General features: G+C 58.9%; 17 protein-coding genes. 16 read left to right on the top strand and 1 reads right to left on the bottom strand.

The window, feature by feature from the left end; translation table 11 throughout:
• Positions 1-2: 2 nt before the first annotated feature.
• From RZ517_RS13665 to RZ517_RS13590, 16 genes are all read left to right on the top strand, one after another.
• Positions 3-872, top strand: a complete 870-nt coding sequence (locus tag RZ517_RS13665) for a polyprenyl synthetase family protein (RefSeq protein WP_338548736.1) — start codon at positions 3-5, stop codon at positions 870-872.
• 6 nt (positions 873-878) lie between these two features.
• Positions 879-2,027, top strand: coding sequence for a methyltransferase (locus RZ517_RS13660; protein WP_338548735.1), 1,149 nt, complete (start codon positions 879-881; stop codon positions 2,025-2,027).
• Positions 2,028-2,113: 86 nt separating this feature from the next.
• Positions 2,114-3,100 (top strand): chlorophyll synthesis pathway protein BchC, encoded by a 987-nt coding sequence (gene bchC, locus RZ517_RS13655; protein WP_422395542.1) that lies wholly within the window; start codon positions 2,114-2,116, stop codon positions 3,098-3,100.
• Positions 3,097-4,101 (top strand): chlorophyllide a reductase iron protein subunit X, encoded by a 1,005-nt coding sequence (locus RZ517_RS13650; protein ID WP_338548734.1) that lies wholly within the window; start codon positions 3,097-3,099, stop codon positions 4,099-4,101. The genes bchC and RZ517_RS13650 overlap by 4 nt, the downstream gene beginning before the upstream one ends.
• Positions 4,088-4,231, top strand: a complete 144-nt coding sequence (locus RZ517_RS13645) for a hypothetical protein (protein ID WP_338548733.1) — start codon at positions 4,088-4,090, stop codon at positions 4,229-4,231. The genes RZ517_RS13650 and RZ517_RS13645 overlap by 14 nt, the downstream gene beginning before the upstream one ends.
• Entirely contained in the window at positions 4,228-5,790 is a 1,563-nt protein-coding gene (gene bchY / locus RZ517_RS13640) for a chlorophyllide a reductase subunit Y (RefSeq protein ID WP_338548732.1), read from the top strand. The genes RZ517_RS13645 and bchY overlap by 4 nt, the downstream gene beginning before the upstream one ends.
• Entirely contained in the window at positions 5,790-5,948 is a 159-nt protein-coding gene (locus RZ517_RS13635; protein WP_317057446.1) for a hypothetical protein, read from the top strand. The genes bchY and RZ517_RS13635 overlap by 1 nt, the downstream gene beginning before the upstream one ends.
• The gene (gene bchZ, locus RZ517_RS13630; RefSeq protein WP_338548731.1) at positions 5,942-7,414 is read left to right on the top strand and encodes a chlorophyllide a reductase subunit Z; all 1,473 of its coding nucleotides are present in this window, start codon (positions 5,942-5,944) and stop codon (positions 7,412-7,414) included. Before RZ517_RS13635 ends, bchZ begins: the two co-directional genes overlap by 7 nt.
• Before the next feature lie 4 nt (positions 7,415-7,418).
• The gene (pufQ, locus tag RZ517_RS13625; RefSeq protein ID WP_317057448.1) at positions 7,419-7,643 is read left to right on the top strand and encodes a cytochrome PufQ; all 225 of its coding nucleotides are present in this window, start codon (positions 7,419-7,421) and stop codon (positions 7,641-7,643) included.
• Positions 7,644-7,776: 133 nt separating this feature from the next.
• Positions 7,777-7,926 carry a light-harvesting antenna LH1, beta subunit gene (gene pufB, locus RZ517_RS13620; RefSeq protein ID WP_317057449.1) on the top strand — a complete coding sequence of 50 codons (150 nt, stop codon included), beginning with the start codon at positions 7,777-7,779 and terminating at the stop codon, positions 7,924-7,926.
• A gap of 13 nt (positions 7,927-7,939) precedes the next feature.
• A complete protein-coding gene (gene pufA / locus RZ517_RS13615; protein WP_317057450.1) occupies positions 7,940-8,107 on the top strand; it encodes a light-harvesting antenna LH1, alpha subunit in 168 nt (55 codons plus the stop codon).
• 117 nt (positions 8,108-8,224) lie between these two features.
• Positions 8,225-9,064 carry a photosynthetic reaction center subunit L gene (pufL, locus tag RZ517_RS13610; protein ID WP_317057451.1) on the top strand — a complete coding sequence of 280 codons (840 nt, stop codon included), beginning with the start codon at positions 8,225-8,227 and terminating at the stop codon, positions 9,062-9,064.
• Between the two features lie 3 nt (positions 9,065-9,067).
• Entirely contained in the window at positions 9,068-10,054 is a 987-nt protein-coding gene (gene pufM / locus RZ517_RS13605) for a photosynthetic reaction center subunit M (protein WP_338548730.1), read from the top strand.
• 3 nt (positions 10,055-10,057) lie between these two features.
• Positions 10,058-11,176 carry a photosynthetic reaction center cytochrome PufC gene (gene pufC / locus RZ517_RS13600; protein ID WP_338548729.1) on the top strand — a complete coding sequence of 373 codons (1,119 nt, stop codon included), beginning with the start codon at positions 10,058-10,060 and terminating at the stop codon, positions 11,174-11,176.
• 105 nt (positions 11,177-11,281) lie between these two features.
• Positions 11,282-13,210, top strand: coding sequence for a 1-deoxy-D-xylulose-5-phosphate synthase (gene dxs / locus RZ517_RS13595; protein ID WP_338548728.1), 1,929 nt, complete (start codon positions 11,282-11,284; stop codon positions 13,208-13,210).
• Positions 13,211-13,600: 390 nt separating this feature from the next.
• Entirely contained in the window at positions 13,601-15,202 is a 1,602-nt protein-coding gene (locus RZ517_RS13590; protein ID WP_338548727.1) for a BCCT family transporter, read from the top strand.
• Between the two features lie 127 nt (positions 15,203-15,329).
• Here RZ517_RS13590 and RZ517_RS13585 read toward each other — a convergent pair whose 3' ends face one another.
• On the bottom strand, positions 15,330-15,761 hold the full coding sequence (locus tag RZ517_RS13585; RefSeq protein ID WP_338548726.1) for a c-type cytochrome: 432 nt from the start codon (positions 15,759-15,761) through the stop codon (positions 15,330-15,332).
• Between the last annotated feature and the right edge of the window lie 50 nt (positions 15,762-15,811).

The raw sequence follows: 15,811 nt of genomic DNA, 5'->3' as shown, positions 1-15,811 counted from the left end.
AAATGCCGCTGTCTCACCGCATAAACTCTGCCGTTTTGAACGCGTTGGAGATCGCGCAGGCCGCGCCTGCTCCCGGCAAGCTGGCCGAGGCACTCAGCTATGCCACCACACCAGGTGGCGCGCGCATCCGGCCCACAATCCTGCTGTCGGTGGCGATGGCCTGTGGCGATGATCAGCCGATGCTCACTGATGCAGCTGCTGCAGCACTGGAGCTGATCCATTGCGCCTCGCTGGTGCATGATGATCTGCCGTGTTTTGACGATGCCGCGCTCAGGCGGGGCAAGCCATCGGTGCATCTGGCCTATTCCGAGCCGCTGGCGGTGCTGACGGGTGACAGCCTGATCATTCTGGCCTTTGAAGTTCTGGCGCGCGCTGCACACCATGACGAGAGCAGGGCGGCCAAACTGGTGCTGTCCCTGGCACAACGCACCGGTATGCCGGGCGGCATATGTGCTGGGCAAGGTTGGGAAAGCGAGGCTGAAGTTGACCTGACAGCCTATCACCGGTCCAAAACCGCCGCGCTCTTTGTCGCCGCCACCGAAATGGGCGCGATTGCTGCGGGCCATGATGCCGAATCTTGGCATGACCTCGGGGCTTTGATCGGTGAGGCGTTCCAGGTGGCCGATGATCTGCGCGACGCGGTTCTTGATGAGGAAAGCCTTGGCAAACCGGTAGGACAGGACGACCTTCATGGGCGACCCAATGCGGTGGCCACATACGGAGTTGATGGGGCCGTCTCGCGGCTCAAGGATATTCTGGCAGGCGCAATTGCCTCGATCCCATCCTGCCCCGGAGAGGCACAGCTGGCCGAGATGGTTCGGCTTCAGGCGCAGGCGATTATGCCGAAAATGCCTGCCAAATACCGGACATAGCCACCCATGGCCGTGCGGGACCCGGATATGCGCCAGAGCTGGTCGCCATCGGGGTGGTTTGCTCGGCTGATTGCGCGCCCCGGATTTCAGAACATTGCCAGTGCACTGCCGTTTGGGCGGGGTATGGCGCGGCGTGATGGCGCGGAAATTTTTGATATTTTGCAAGGATTTGTGGCCAGTCAGGTGCTGGCCGCGCTGATCGAGTTGAATGTCTTGCACACGCTTCTTGACGGGCCGCAAAGCGCCGAGAAACTGGGCTTTGACCATGCTGTGCCGGCCGACCGTATGGATCAGCTTTTGCGCGGAGGCATGGCGCTTGGCCTGCTCAAACGGCGGCGAGATGGGCGTTACGCGCTGGCACGCAAGGGCGCGGCCATTCTGGGTGTGCCGGGGTTGGAGAACATGATCCGGCACAATCGCGAATTCTATGCCGATATGGCCGATCCCGTGGCGCTTTTGCGGGGGGAGGGTGAGACGCATTTGGCGCGGTTCTGGCCCTATGTGTTTGGCGCGCAGGGGGAGATCGCCCCGGACGTGGCGGACCGGTATTCCACGCTTATGGCCGAAAGCCAGGTTTTGGTGGCCCGCGACACCCTGTCGATGTTGCCGATCAAGGGCGATGTCACCGTGATGGATGTGGGCGGTGGCTCTGGTGTGTTTCTTGCCGAAGTGCTGCGGCGCAATAAACAGGCGCGCGGCATTCTGTTTGATCTGCCCCAGGTCATGCCGCAGGCCGAGACCCGCATCGCCAACCTCAAGCTCAGCAAGCGGGTTGCCCTGCATGGGGGCAGTTTTCGAACGGATGTTTTGCCGCGGGACGCAGATGTCGTTTCTCTAATCCGGGTTCTCTATGACCATGAGGATGCAACGGTCGCGGCGCTGTTGCGCGCAGTTTTTGAGGCGCTGCCGAAAGGCGGGCGGTTGATTATATCCGAGCCGATGGCGGGTGGTGCTAAATCTGATCGGTCGGGTGATCTTTATTTCGCCTTCTACACTATGGCGATGGGCACTGGTCGCGCGCGTTCGGCAGAGACCATTGCCCGCATGTGCCGAGAGGCGGGGTTTGAAGGCGTTCAAATACCATCGGCACGTCGGCCTTACATCACCAGCGCTTTGAGTTGTCGCAAACCAGGCGGTGATGTTTCAAAAAATTGAGGCTTGTCAAGTTTCTGGGTCAGAGAAAACTGTAAAGAAAACTTGACACTTTAAGCTGTGCCAATAAACTTACACCCAGGCCCGAAATGCGACATGAGTTCGCACTCAAGATCGGGCCGGGGAGTGAAGACTTGGAAGCCCGTGCCGTATTTTTGAATGGTCCCAAAGACCTTCGGCTGGATACCTTGGCCCTGAAACCGCCGGGCGAAGATGACCTTGTGGTCGACATCTCTTATTCAGGCATTTCCACGGGTACCGAAAAACTCTTCTGGACCGGAGAAATGCCGCCTTTTCCGGGGTCTGGCTATCCTTTGGTGCCCGGATACGAGGCCGCAGGCGAGGTCGTTGAGGCGGGCTCTGCCACCGGGTTCAAACCCGGAGATCAGGTCTTTGTGCCCGGTGCGGATTGCTTTGCCGACGCGTTCGGTCTTTTCGGCGGCGCGGCGTCTCGATTGGTGACGCGGGCCGACCGGGTGACGCGCATCGATTCGGGTATGGGCCCTGAAGGGGCGCTTTTGGCGCTGGCCGCGACGGCCCGCCATGCGATGGCAGGGCTGAACAAACGCGTGCCTGACCTGATTGTCGGGCATGGCGTTCTGGGCCGTCTTCTGGCGCGGCTGACAATTGCGGCAGGCGCACCGGCGCCAACCGTTTGGGAAATCAGCGAAGCGCGCCGCGGCGGGGCGGAAGGCTATGAGGTCATCGACCCAGCCGATGATCCACGTCGCGACTATGAGGCGATTTATGATGCATCCGGCAATGCCGATATTCTCAACGACCTGATTGGCCGCCTGACCAAAGGTGGCGAGATTGTCTTGGCGGGTTTCTACCCACAAGGGCTGAGCTTTGCGTTTCCGCCCGCCTTCATGAAAGAGGCGCGGTTGCGTGTGGCGGCAGAATGGGCGCGCGAAGACCTGACTGCGGTCAGTGCGCTTCTCGATAGTGGGGCGCTGAGCCTGCGCAGTTTGATCACACACAGCGTGCCAGCAGAAACCGCAACAGACGCCTATCCCACGGCTTTCGAAGATCCCGATTGCCTGAAAATGATTTTAAACTGGAAGGACGCCGCGTGAAAGACGATGTGCCAAACCTGAAAGACTTCGACAAGCGCTTGCGCGACGAGGCGTCCGAGGAACCGACCCTGGAAGTGCCGCAAAGCGAGCCCACCAAGAAAACCCAGATCATTGCGATCTATGGCAAGGGCGGGATCGGCAAGTCGTTCACGCTGGCCAATCTCAGCCACATGATGGCCGAGCAGGGCAAGCGCGTGCTGCTCATTGGCTGTGATCCGAAATCGGATACCACCAGCCTTCTTTTCGGGGGCAAGGCGTGCCCTACGATCATCGAGACCTCGACCAAGAAGAACCTGGCTGGTGAGCAGGTTCAGATCGGCGATGTCTGTTTCAAGCGCGGTGGCGTCTTTGCCATGGAGCTTGGCGGACCCGAAGTGGGCCGGGGCTGTGGCGGGCGCGGGATAATTCACGGGTTTGAGTTACTGGAAAAGCTGGGCTTCCATGATTGGGACTTTGACTATGTCCTGCTCGATTTCTTGGGCGACGTGGTCTGCGGCGGCTTTGGCCTGCCGATTGCGCGGGACATGGCGCAGAAGGTTATTCTGGTCGGCTCCAATGATTTGCAGAGCCTTTATGTGGCCAACAACGTTTGCTCGGCGGTGGAGTATTTCCGCAAGCTGGGTGGCAACGTAGGTGTCGCGGGACTTGTGATCAACAAGGATGATGGCTCGGGCGAGGCGCAGGCTTTTGCTAAGGCTGTCGACATTCCGGTTCTGGCGTCCATTCCGCAGGATGATGATCTGCGTAAGAAATCTGCGAATTATCAGATCGTTGGCACATCTGAAAGCCAATGGGGCAGCCTTTTTGCCGGCTTGGCTGAGGAGGTTGGTATCGCACCGCCTGTGCGGCCTGCGCCACTGGATCAGGATGGGTTGCTTGAGCTGTTTGACGGCTCGGAAACGGGTGCAGGTGTGACGCTGGAACCCGCCACTGACATGGATATGCGCGGCAAGAATGCCGAGCCGAAAGTGAGCCTGGAGGTGGTCTATGACGATGTCTGACACCGCTTCAAACACCCGTTTGGACGAGGTGCGCGCGATGCTTCAGCGGGCGCGCAAAGACCAGCTGCAGAGGCTTCTTTTTGACATTCGCGCCTCGGGTGCCACGCCTTCAGTTGAAGAAACCGCATGAGCGACGAAGTCACATATGACAGCGCCGCTGAGGCCGAAGTGATCAAGGGCAAGCCGCGTGAAGATGCGCCGGAACTGACCGGTGATCCTGGGCTGGGATGTCATTCCGGCAAGGATATGGAAGTGGCCGCACGCATGGCCGGGCAGAGTGATTTGCTTGACCAATATGCGCGCGACTACCCGCAAGGCCCGCATGACAAGCCACAGAGCATGTGTCCCGCTTTTGGAAGCTTGCGTGTGGGCCTGCGGATGAAGCGGGTGGCGACGGTTTTGAGTGGCTCGGCGTGCTGTGTTTATGGGCTGACGTTTGTAAGCCACTTTTACGGTGCGCGTCGCTCGGTGGGCTATGTGCCGTTCAACTCAGAGACATTGGTGACCGGCAAGCTTTTTGAGGATATCCGCGATTCCGTTCATGAATTGGCGGACCCCGACCGGTTTGATGCCATTGTGGTGACAAACCTCTGTGTGCCCACCGCAAGCGGCGTGCCGCTGCGGCTTTTGCCGGATGAGATCAACGGTGTGCGCATTGTGGGCATTGATGTGCCCGGATTTGGCATTCCGACCCATGCCGAGGCCAAGGATGTGCTGGCGGGGGCGATGCTCAACTACGCGCGCCAGGAGATCGAAGCGGGGCCTGTGGCCGCGCCCGAGGGTGGCAAATCGGATCGGCCAACCGTCACCATGCTGGGCGAGATGTTCCCCGCCGATCCGATGATGATCGGCCAGATGCTGGCGCCTATGGGGCTGGCAGCGGGACCGGTGGTGCCGTGCCGGGAGTGGCGCGAGCTTTATGCCGCCCTTGATTGTGGCGCTGTGGCGGCGATCCACCCGTTCTACACCGCAGCCATTCGCGAATTCGAAGCCGCAGGGCGACCCATCATCGGCAGTGCGCCTGTGGGCCATGACGGTACCGCAGACTGGTTGAAAGCCATCGGCGAAAGCTTTGGAATTGCTGCAAAAGACATCGCCAAGGCGCAGAACACCTTCCTTCCTGCCATCAAAGGCGCTTTGGGGGCCAAGCCCATCAATGGCACCATTACGTTAAGCGGGTATGAAGGCAGCGAGCTTCTGGTGGCGCGGCTCTTGATCGAGAGCGGTGCGGATGTGCCTTATGTGGGCAGCGCCTGTCCCAAGACCGCCTGGTCTCAGAGTGATATCGACTGGCTTGAGGCCAAGGGAGTCAAAATTAAATTCCGCGCCTCTCTGGAAGAGGATTGCGCGGCGATGGAAGGGATCAAACCCGACCTCGCCATTGGCACAACGCCGGTTGTGCAAAAGGCAAAAGAACTCGGTATTCCAGGGCTTTATTTCACGAACCTCATCTCGGCACGGCCCTTGATGGGCCCCGCTGGCGCGGGCAGTCTGGCCGATGTGGTCAATGCGGCCATCGCCAATAAGGAGCGCATGGATCATATGCGCGAGTTCTTTGAAGGTGTGGGCTCTGGTGACACTGCGGGGGTCTGGGAAGGCACCCCCAATATTCGCGAGGATTTCCGCGCCACGAACCTCAAGAAGCTCGAAAAAGCGGCGCGGGCCGCCAAAGCGCGGGAGATGATCTGATGCGCGTTTGGGGTTCAGAAATCCACGTCGGTATCACGTCGGTATTACGTCGGTATCGCGTCGGTGCGCAGCGCGGTGCGGCCAGCCGCGGGGTTTTGGGTATTTTTGACAAGAAAGAAGCCGGGCTGTCCTCGAAACTGGAGGGCATGGGATGCTGATCCAAGATCATGATCGCGCGGGCGGCTATTGGGGGGCGGTCTACGCCTTTTGTGCCGTGAAGGGCCTGCAGGTGGTGATCGACGGGCCAGTGGGCTGTGAGAACCTGCCGGTGACGTCTGTTCTGCACTACACCGATGCGCTGCCGCCGCATGAGTTGCCAATTGTGGTCACGGGCTTGGGCGAAGAAGAACTGGGCCGGGAAGGCACTGAAGGCGCGATGAAGCGTGCCTGGGGCACGCTTGATCCCGCGCTGCCCGCTGTGGTGGTCACAGGCTCGATTGCCGAGATGATCGGCGGTGGGGTCACGCCGCAAGGCACGAATATCCAACGTTTCCTGCCGCGCACCATTGATGAAGATCAGTGGGAGGCCGCGGATCGGGCGATGACCTGGCTCTTTACCGAGTTCGGCATGACCAAAGGCCGGATGCCACGTGAGAAAAAGCGCGAAGAGGGGGCCAAGCCACGGGTGAACATCCTGGGGCCGATGTATGGCACGTTCAATATGCCGTCCGATCTCGCCGAAATCCGGCGTCTGGTCGAAGGGATCGGGGCCGAGGTCAACATGGTGATGCCCATGGGCGCGCATCTGGCGGAGATGCGCGATCTGGTGAATGCGGATGTGAATATCTGCATGTATCGCGAGTTTGGCCGAGGTCTCTGCGAGGTTCTGGAGAAGCCCTATCTGCAAGCGCCCATTGGTGTGGACAGCACAACGAAGTTCCTGCGCAAGCTCGGCGAGTTGCTGGAGCTTGATCCTGAACCCTTTATTGAGCGCGAGAAACACTCGACGATCAAGCCGGTCTGGGATCTGTGGCGCTCGGTCACGCAGGATTTCTTTGCCACGGCCAGCTTTGGTATCGTGGCCAATGAAACCTATGCGCGGGGCGTGCGCAATTTCCTGGAAAATGACATGGGCCTGCCTTGCGCCTTTGCGGTGGCGCGCGTGGCGGGGCGCAAGACCAATAATGAAGAGGTGCGCGCACTTGTTCAGCAGCACCGCCCACTGATCCTGATGGGGTCGATCAACGAAAAGATGTATCTGGCCGAAATGCAGGCCGGGCATGGGCCGAAGCCCGCGTTTTTGCCAGCGAGTTTTCCCGGCGCCGCGATCCGACGCGCCACGGGCACGCCGTTCATGGGCTATGCCGGGGCGACGTACCTGATCCAGGAGATTTGCAATGGGCTATTCGACGCGCTGTTTCACATCCTGCCGCTCGCGAGCGAGATGGATGCCACCGCCGCGACGCCCACACCGCTCAGACGGGATTTTCCCTGGGATACGGATGCACAGGCTGAACTCGATCGGATTGTGGAAAGCCACCCGGTGCTGACGCGGATATCTGCCGCCAAGACACTCCGCGACGCCGCCGAGGATGCGGCGCTCAGACAGGGCGACGCGCGGGTCGTTCTGGAAACCATACAAGCGCTCGCGCCCAGCGGGCCAAGACTTCAACAGGAGGATTGATCTTATGACGGATCTGACATCCAACCCACCCCAACGCGGTTCAACAAACCGCCGCAGGACATTGGAATATTGGCTTTATTTCGTGCCGATCTTCTTTCTGGCGCTGCCCTTTACCTTTTGGCGCTGGGGGCGGGATATCGTGAACATGAAGTCGCTGAATGTCCGGGGGCCGCTGGCGCGGGCCTGGTCAGAGGCAGACCGGATCACGCCACTGATTTTCTCGGCCTGAGCGCATCGCGCGTGAGGATCGAGATCCGTTCTGCCTTTCCGCTTTGGCGGGCAGACGCCCCAGGACCGAAAGGCCCCCAGGGAACCCGGCCGCGGGGTACGCGGCGTCAGCATAACGTTCCGGAGGAAAGTTCATGGCTGATAACACCGACCTGTCGATGACGGGTCTTACCGACGAGCAAGCCCAGGAGTTGCATGCGGTCTATATGAGCGGCCTTTGGCTGTTCACGCTGATTGCATTGGTTGCGCATATTGCAACCTACATCTGGGCGCCTTGGTTCTGAGGAAGGATCGGAAATGTCTAAGTTCTACAAGATCTGGCTGGTTTTCGATCCGCGCCGTGTGTTTGTCGCACAGGGTGCATTCCTGTTCCTCTTGGCCGCGATGATCCACCTGGTGGTTCTGTCGAATGGGGTCAACTGGTTCGAGAATGCGGCTGCGTCACGCGCTGCGGCCTCTGAGTGATCAAGGCTTGCTTCGTTGAAAACTGTTGCGGGCGGGCCAGCGCCTGCCCGCAACATACCAAAAGAATAACATCGACCGGGCCAAAATGGCCACTGGTTGAAAGAGCGGAGAGAAGCAATGGCGTTGCTCAGCTTTGAAAGAAAATACCGCGTCCGCGGAGGGACCTTGATCGGGGGCGACTTGTTCGACTTCTGGGTCGGTCCTTTTTATGTGGGCTTTTTCGGGGTCACGACGTTTTTCTTCGCGACGCTGGGGACGATCCTGATCTTCTGGGGGGCTGCGCATCAGGGCACGTTCAATCCCTGGCTCATAAACATTGCCCCACCGGACCTGTCCTATGGGCTTGGGGCCGCGCCGTTGATGGAAGGCGGGTTGTGGCAGATCATCACGATCTGTGCCATTGGCGCTTTCTGTAGCTGGGCGCTCAGAGAGGTTGAGATCTGTCGCAAGCTGGGGATGGGCTATCACGTGCCTTTTGCCTTCAGCGTGGCAATCTTTGCCTATGTCACGCTGGTGGTGTTCCGTCCGGTGCTGATGGGGGCCTGGGGGCATGGATTCCCCTATGGTATTTTCAGCCATCTCGATTGGGTGTCCAACACCGGCTATGCCTATCTGCATTTCCACTACAACCCGGCGCATATGCTGGCGGTGACGCTCTTTTTCACCACCACTCTGGCTCTGGCGTTGCATGGTGGTCTCATCCTGAGTGCGGCGAACCCTGAGAAGGGCGAAGAGATGCGCACGCCGGATCATGAGGACACGTTCTTTCGTGATTTCATCGGCTATTCGGTGGGCACGCTGGGCATTCACCGTGTCGGGCTTCTTCTGGCGCTCAATGCCGGGTTCTGGTCGGCGATCTGTATCATCATTTCCGGCCCTGTGTGGACCAAAGGCTGGCCGGAATGGTGGAACTGGTGGCTTGAGATGCCGATCTGGCCATCGCAGATGGGGGTGTAAGCCATGATTGAGTATCAGAATATCTTCAATCAGGTGCAGGTTCAGGGTCAGCCCGAATGGGGCATGGACGATGATGGCACCCTGACAGCAGAGCGCGGCTTTGCGCCTCGCTTTAGCAAACTTGTCGGCTGGATCGGCAACGCGCAGCTGGGGCCCATAAATCTCGGTTGGACCGGGGTTGTCAGCCTGGTGAGCTTTGTTCTGGCGCTGAATATCGTGGGGATGAACATGTTGGCGCAGGTCAACTATTCGATCCCTGAATTCCTGCGGCAGGGCTTCTGGCTGGCGCTGGAGCCGCCGGGACCGGAGCATGGGCTGTCCATTCCACCGCTTAATGAAGGGGGATGGTTCATTATTGCCTCATTCTTCCTTTTGGTGAGCGTGATGAGTTGGCTGGCGCGGACTTGGATCCTCGCGGCCAATCACAAGATGGGCAAACATATCTTCTGGGCCTTTGCCTCGGCCATCTGGCTGATGCTGGTGCTCAACCTCTTCCGCCCGATCCTGATGGGGTCGTGGTCAGAGGCGGTGCCTTATGGCATCTTCCCGCATCTGGATTGGACCACGGCGTTCTCGATCCGTTACGGAAACCTCTATTACAACCCGTTCCACTGCCTTTCGATCGTCTTCCTTTATGGCTCCACGCTGCTCTTTGCGATGCATGGGGCGACCATTCTGGCGGTGACGCGCTATGGCGGGGACCGCGAGCTTGAACAGATCGTGGACCGGGGCACAGCCACCGAGCGTGCGGCCCTTTTCTGGCGCTGGACCATGGGGTTCAACGCGACGATGGAGGGCATTCACCGCTGGGCCTGGTGGTTTGCGGTGCTGACGCCGATCACAGGTGGCATTGGTATTCTGCTGACGGGCACAGTTGTCGACAACTGGTTCATCTGGGCGCAAGAGCACAACTTTGCCCCGGCTTACGACGGCTCTTACGGCTACGAGGCTTACGGGTCTTACGAAGCCTTCATCGGTAAGGAGGAGTAAGACATGTTTCCCAAATGGTTCAATGAGTGGAACAAACACAATCCCACCAACATCTACGGGCCAGCTATCTTTGTGGGTGTCGTGGGGGCGGCGGTGTTTGCGGCGGCCATTCTGATTGCCCTTGGGCAGCCCTATGCAACTGAGAGCCTTCAGACCGGGCCGCGCGGGACGGGGATGTCGATCACGGAGTTTGACAGTGACAGGGTGGTGCCGGACCCCGATATTGCTGAGCTTATTGAGGATCCGCCATTCGCAATCGAAGCCGATGAGCCGATTGCATCGGATATCTATGAGAACGTGCAGATCCTTGGCGGGCTGACGGAGTCCAATTTCAACCGGCTAATGGCGGCGATGACACGCTGGGTCGCGCCCGAAGAGGGCTGCGCGTACTGTCACGGAGATGGCGACGTTGAGACGTATGGCGAGGACAGCCTCTACACCAAAGTTGTCTCGCGCCGGATGATCGAGATGACGCAAAACATCAACGAGAACTGGGATGGTCATGTGAATGCCAATGGCCAAGTTGGTGTAACCTGCATGACCTGTCACCGTGGTCAGAACGTGCCAAGCGACATTTGGTTCAAGCTGTCGCCGGTGAATGAGCGTGTGTCCGGATGGGCGGCTGTTCAAAACCGGGCCACACCGCTCAGCTCCTTTACATCGCTGCCTTCGGATGCGCTTGAGACCTATCTGGTCGAGGGCGAGACCATCGGTGTGCATGATCTGGAAAGCCGGGTGGCCGGTATTCCGGGGCAGGAAGGGTATCCTGGTATTCAGCAGGCTGAGCGGACCTATGCGCTGATGAACTACATTGCCAATTCGCTGGGTGTGAATTGTGTCTTTTGTCACAACAACCGCGCCTTCTATGACGGGACCGAAGTGACGCCGCAATGGGGCACTGAGAGCCTTGGTATCTCGATGGTTCAGGAATTGAACAACGACTACCTCATTCCGCTCAAAGACACCTATCCGCCCGAACGGTTGGGCCCGGTGCATCAGGATGCGCCGAAAGCGGCCTGCCGGACTTGTCACAAAGGCTATCAGCAGCCGTTGCAGGGCACGAATGTGATTGCAGATTGGCCGGAGCTGGCGACGACGGGCGTGCCGGATTACGGCAACTGAACGACTTGGACGTGGGCCGCTTATCCCTAGCGGCCCTGTCCTCAAATCGCGCACCTGCTGCCCGAGTGATGCGGGTTGCGCCCAAGCCGCCTTGAGGGGGGTGCGATGCCAAAAGATACACCAACAACACCGCTTCTGGACCGGGTCGCTGGCCCGTCCGACCTGCGTCAACTGCCGGACAGTGATCTGGCCGAAATTGCACGCGAACTGCGCGCCGAGGTGATTTCCGCCGTTTCCGAGACTGGCGGGCATCTGGGATCATCTTTGGGCGTTGTCGAACTGGCCGTTGCCATTCATGCGGTGTTCAACACGCCGATGGACAAGCTTGTCTGGGATGTGGGGCATCAGTGCTACCCCCATAAAATTCTCACCGGGCGGCGGGATCGCATTCGTACCCTGCGTCAGAAGGATGGGCTGAGCGGGTTCACCAAGCGCGCGGAGAGTGAATACGACCCCTTTGGTGCGGCTCATAGTTCCACCTCGATCAGTGCTGCACTTGGGTTTACGGTCGGGCGCGACATGGGACGGCCTACGGGCGATGCAATTGCCGTGATTGGCGATGGATCGATCAGTGCGGGCATGGCCTATGAGGCGATGAACAATGCGGGCGCCGAAGGGCGGCGGATGTTCGTCATTCTCAATGACAATGAGATGAGCATTGCGCCTCCTGTTGGCGCGATGTCATCCTACCTTTCTGGCCTTTATGCCAATGAGCCGCTGGCCAAGATGAAGAGCCTGGCCGAGGGGTTTGAAGCGGCCCTGCCTGCGCCGATGCGCGAAGGGGCGAAGCGCGCGCGGCAGCTTGTGACGGGGGTCTCGGAATCGGGCACGCTTTTTGAAGAGCTTGGGTTTGAATATGTCGGGCCGATTAATGGCCACGACATGGATCAACTCTTGCCCGTGCTGCGCGCAGCGCACACGCGGGCCACCGGGCCGGTTCTGATCCATGTTTGCACGGTCAAGGGCAAGGGATATACCCCGGCGGAGGCCAGCGCGGATTGTTATCATGGTGTCTCCAAGTTTGACGTGGAAACCGGGGCGCAGGCCAAGAAATCGGCGTCCGCGCCGTCCTACACCTCGGTCTTTGGCCAGGCGTTGACGCAAGAAGCCGCGAGAGATCCCAACGTTGTGGCGGTCACTGCGGCGATGCCTTCGGGTACTGGCGTCAACATCATGGCCGAGCGGTTTCCGAACCGGGTGTTTGATGTTGGCATCGCCGAACAACATGCTGTGACGTTTGCGGCGGGGATGGCGGCCAGCGGATTGCGGCCGTTCTGCGCGATTTACTCGACGTTCCTGCAACGCGGCTATGATCAGGTGGTGCATGATGTGGCTTTGCAAGGCCTGCCGGTGCGGTTTGCGATTGACCGGGCGGGGCTTGTGGGGGCCGATGGGCCGACACATGCAGGGGCATTTGATATCGGGTATCTGGGCGCTTTGCCCGGCATGACCTGTATGGCGGCGGCTGATGAAGCAGAGCTGACGCATATGGTGGCCACGGCGGCGGCGCATGACGAGGGGCCGATTGCGTTTCGGTATCCGCGTGGGGCAGGGACGGGCGTGCAATTGCCTGAGCGTGGCGAGATTCTAGAGATTGGCAAGGGTCGGGTGCTCTTTGAAGGCACTGACGTTGCGATCCTGTCTTACGGTGCACATCTGACCGAGTGCCTGGAAGCGGCGGAGATACTGGAGAATGCGGGGCTGTCCGTCACTTTGGCTGATGCCCGGTTTGCCAAGCCTCTGGATCGTGAGCTGGTGCTGCAACTGGCAAGCCATCACCGGGCGCTGATCACAGTGGAAGAAGGCGCGATGTGCGGCTTTGGGGCCATCGTGCTGCAAACGCTCGCTGCCGAGGGCGCGTTGGATCGTGGTCTTGCCATTCGTACGATGCATCTTCCGGATCGCTACATTGATCAAGCCAGCCCCGATGAGATGTATGAAGCGGCAGGTCTGACGGCACGAGACATTGCACTCACGGCGACACAAGCCGCAGGGTCAACTGCGGATGTCGTGCCGTTTGGGGTTGTCAAATAGAGGGTGACAACATTCGAGTGTGCGCATGATTCTGACCATGCCCCGGCAGAAAAAGTCTATTTTCCGACAGGCTGTTAGGACGAGTTTCTCGGCACTGGCGGAAATCACCGGCGGTTTTCAAGCGCGATTCCGTGGATTTTTCTGCCTTGCAGCATGACGCGCTTTGGCGCGCAATTTGATTTTGAAAAAAATGAGGTTTGTCATGTTCATGCAGGGGTACTTTAAGCTGGTTTTCAAATCCACTTGCGGTGATTTTCCTGCAGAAAATGCCGCAGGTGCTTGGTCAAATGGTCCAGATGTGGTCCAAGAAACCCTTTGACTCAGCGTCACTTGCGCAGAACCCTTGGCTCAATGCCGGGATAAACCGGCGGGGCAAGAGGGAGCCAGAAAATGACCACATCTGACGACCCGCAAAACGCGGGCGAAGGCCACATGGAGTTTTCGACAGATTACGAAATGGGCCAGGACAATATCAGGCCTATGGGGCTCGATATTCACAACCCGGTATTCCTGATCTCAAGCGTCGTGATTTTTGGGTTCGTGCTGATTGCACTTGCCAATCAGGAGGCCACGGCAGAGTTTTTTGGCTGGCTGAGGCCATGGCTGACAAGCACTTTTGACTGGTTCCTTGTTCTATCCGTTAACGCAATCACGCTCTTCTGTCTGGTTTTGATTGTTTTGCCCGTAGGCTCGGTCAGGATTGGCGGTAAGGACGCCAAGCCCGATTATTCCTATGCTGGCTGGATCGCGATGATGTTCGCCGCTGGTATCGGCATTGGGCTGTTGTTCTTTGGGGTTCTTGAGCCGGTTTACTACAACTTCGCCGAAGACGGCGGCGCGCGACCGCTCAATGTCGATATCACGCAGCCGGGCAATGAATATGTGGGTGTGGTCGGCACCATTCACCACTGGGGCCTGGAAGGATGGGCCATCTATGCCGCCGTTGGCCTCAGCCTTGCCATCTTCTGCTATAACCTTGGTTTGCCGCTGACGCTTCGCTCGGCGTTCTACCCGCTTCTGGGCGAACGTGTCTGGGGCTGGTGGGGTCATATGATCGACACGCTGGCCGTCTTTGCCACGCTCTTTGGCCTGACAACATCGCTGGGTCTGGGCGCGCAGCAGGTGGCGGCGGGTCTCAATGAGATCTTCGGCATTGAGCCTTCAAACACCGTAACAGTTGTCCTGATCATCGGCATCACGCTGATTGCTCTGGGCTCAGTCTGTCTTGGCATGGACAAGGGCGTCAAGCGGCTGTCAGAGATCAACATGGTCATGGCCGTGTGCCTTTTCCTCTTTGTGATCTTTGTCACCGGGGTCGGGGCGGCCATCACACGCTATTTCAACGTGATGGTGGATTACGTGGTGATGCTTCCGGCGCTGTCCAATCCGTTCGGTCGAGAAGACACCAGCTACTTCCATGGCTGGACAACCTTCTATTGGGCGTGGTGGATTGCATGGTCGCCCTTTGTCGGCATGTTCATCGCGCGCATCTCCAAGGGGCGTACAGTGCGTGAGTTCATCATCTGTGCATTGCTCGCTCCCACGGCTGTCTGTGCGCTCTGGATGTCGACCTTTGGCGGTGCTGCCATCGACATGCTGAACGCGGGCGGTGCCGAAGGTGTCAAAGCCACGGTGATCGACAGTTATGCCCCCGAGGGTGCGCTCTTTGGGTTCCTCAAGGAACTGCCGCTCTACAGCATCGTGGCACCCATTTCGCTGATCCTGATCGTGATTTTCTTTGTCACGTCCTCGGACAGCGGAAGCCTGGTGATCGATACGATCACGGCGGGCGGCAAGATGGATGCGCCGGTGATCCAGCGGGTCTTCTGGTGCACGCTGGAAGGGCTGGTGGCGATTGCACTCTTGCTGGGTGGCGGTCTGTCAGCCTTGCAAGGGGCGGCGGTGTCCACGGGCATTCCGTTCACACTTGTGGTGCTGATGATGTGCTACTGTCTGTGGCTGGCGCTTCGCTCGGAACGCGCCAAGCTGTAAGAACAGCATGAAAGACTCAAGATCGGCCGAGGGAGACCCCGGCCGATTTTCTTTTTTGGATGTTGCATGAAGAAAAAGACCGCTCGTTTCGGAGCGGTATTTTCTAATCTGTAAAGTGCGTGAAAACTTAGCTTTCAGGACCAACCGATGCCAGGTAGGCCCAGATGTTCACGGCATCTTCTTCTTTGCGCGCCTTGAAGGTCATCTTGCTGCGCGCTTTGTCGTTGCCGGTTGCTTCTTTGAGGTAGTCGTTCGGGTTTTGAACAAACGCGACAAAGGATGCTTCATCCCAGGCTAGGCCACCTTCACCGGCGGCGGTCACGTCCTTGGAATATTTGAAGTCGGCTGTGCCGGCTGTACGACCGACGACGCCATAAAGGTTCGGGCCGGTTTTGCCGCCTTTGACGATCACGTTGTCGCCGTCTGCGACCATGTGGCAGGACTTGCACTGTTTAAACGCTTTTTCGCCCGCTGCAGGGTCGCCTGAGGCGTGGCCGTCAGCAAGGGCTGGGGCTGCGAGACAAAAAAGCGCAGCCGTGGCTGTTACATAAGATTTCATTACGTCCTCCGTGGTATTGGCTTGAGCAACACATAGAACCTGAACGCGCA

The organism is Roseovarius sp. S88 (assembly GCF_037023735.1).
GTDB classification, from domain to species: Bacteria; Pseudomonadota; Alphaproteobacteria; order Rhodobacterales; family Rhodobacteraceae; genus Roseovarius; species Roseovarius phycicola.
This window is presented reverse-complemented; position numbering and strand designations above follow the sequence as displayed.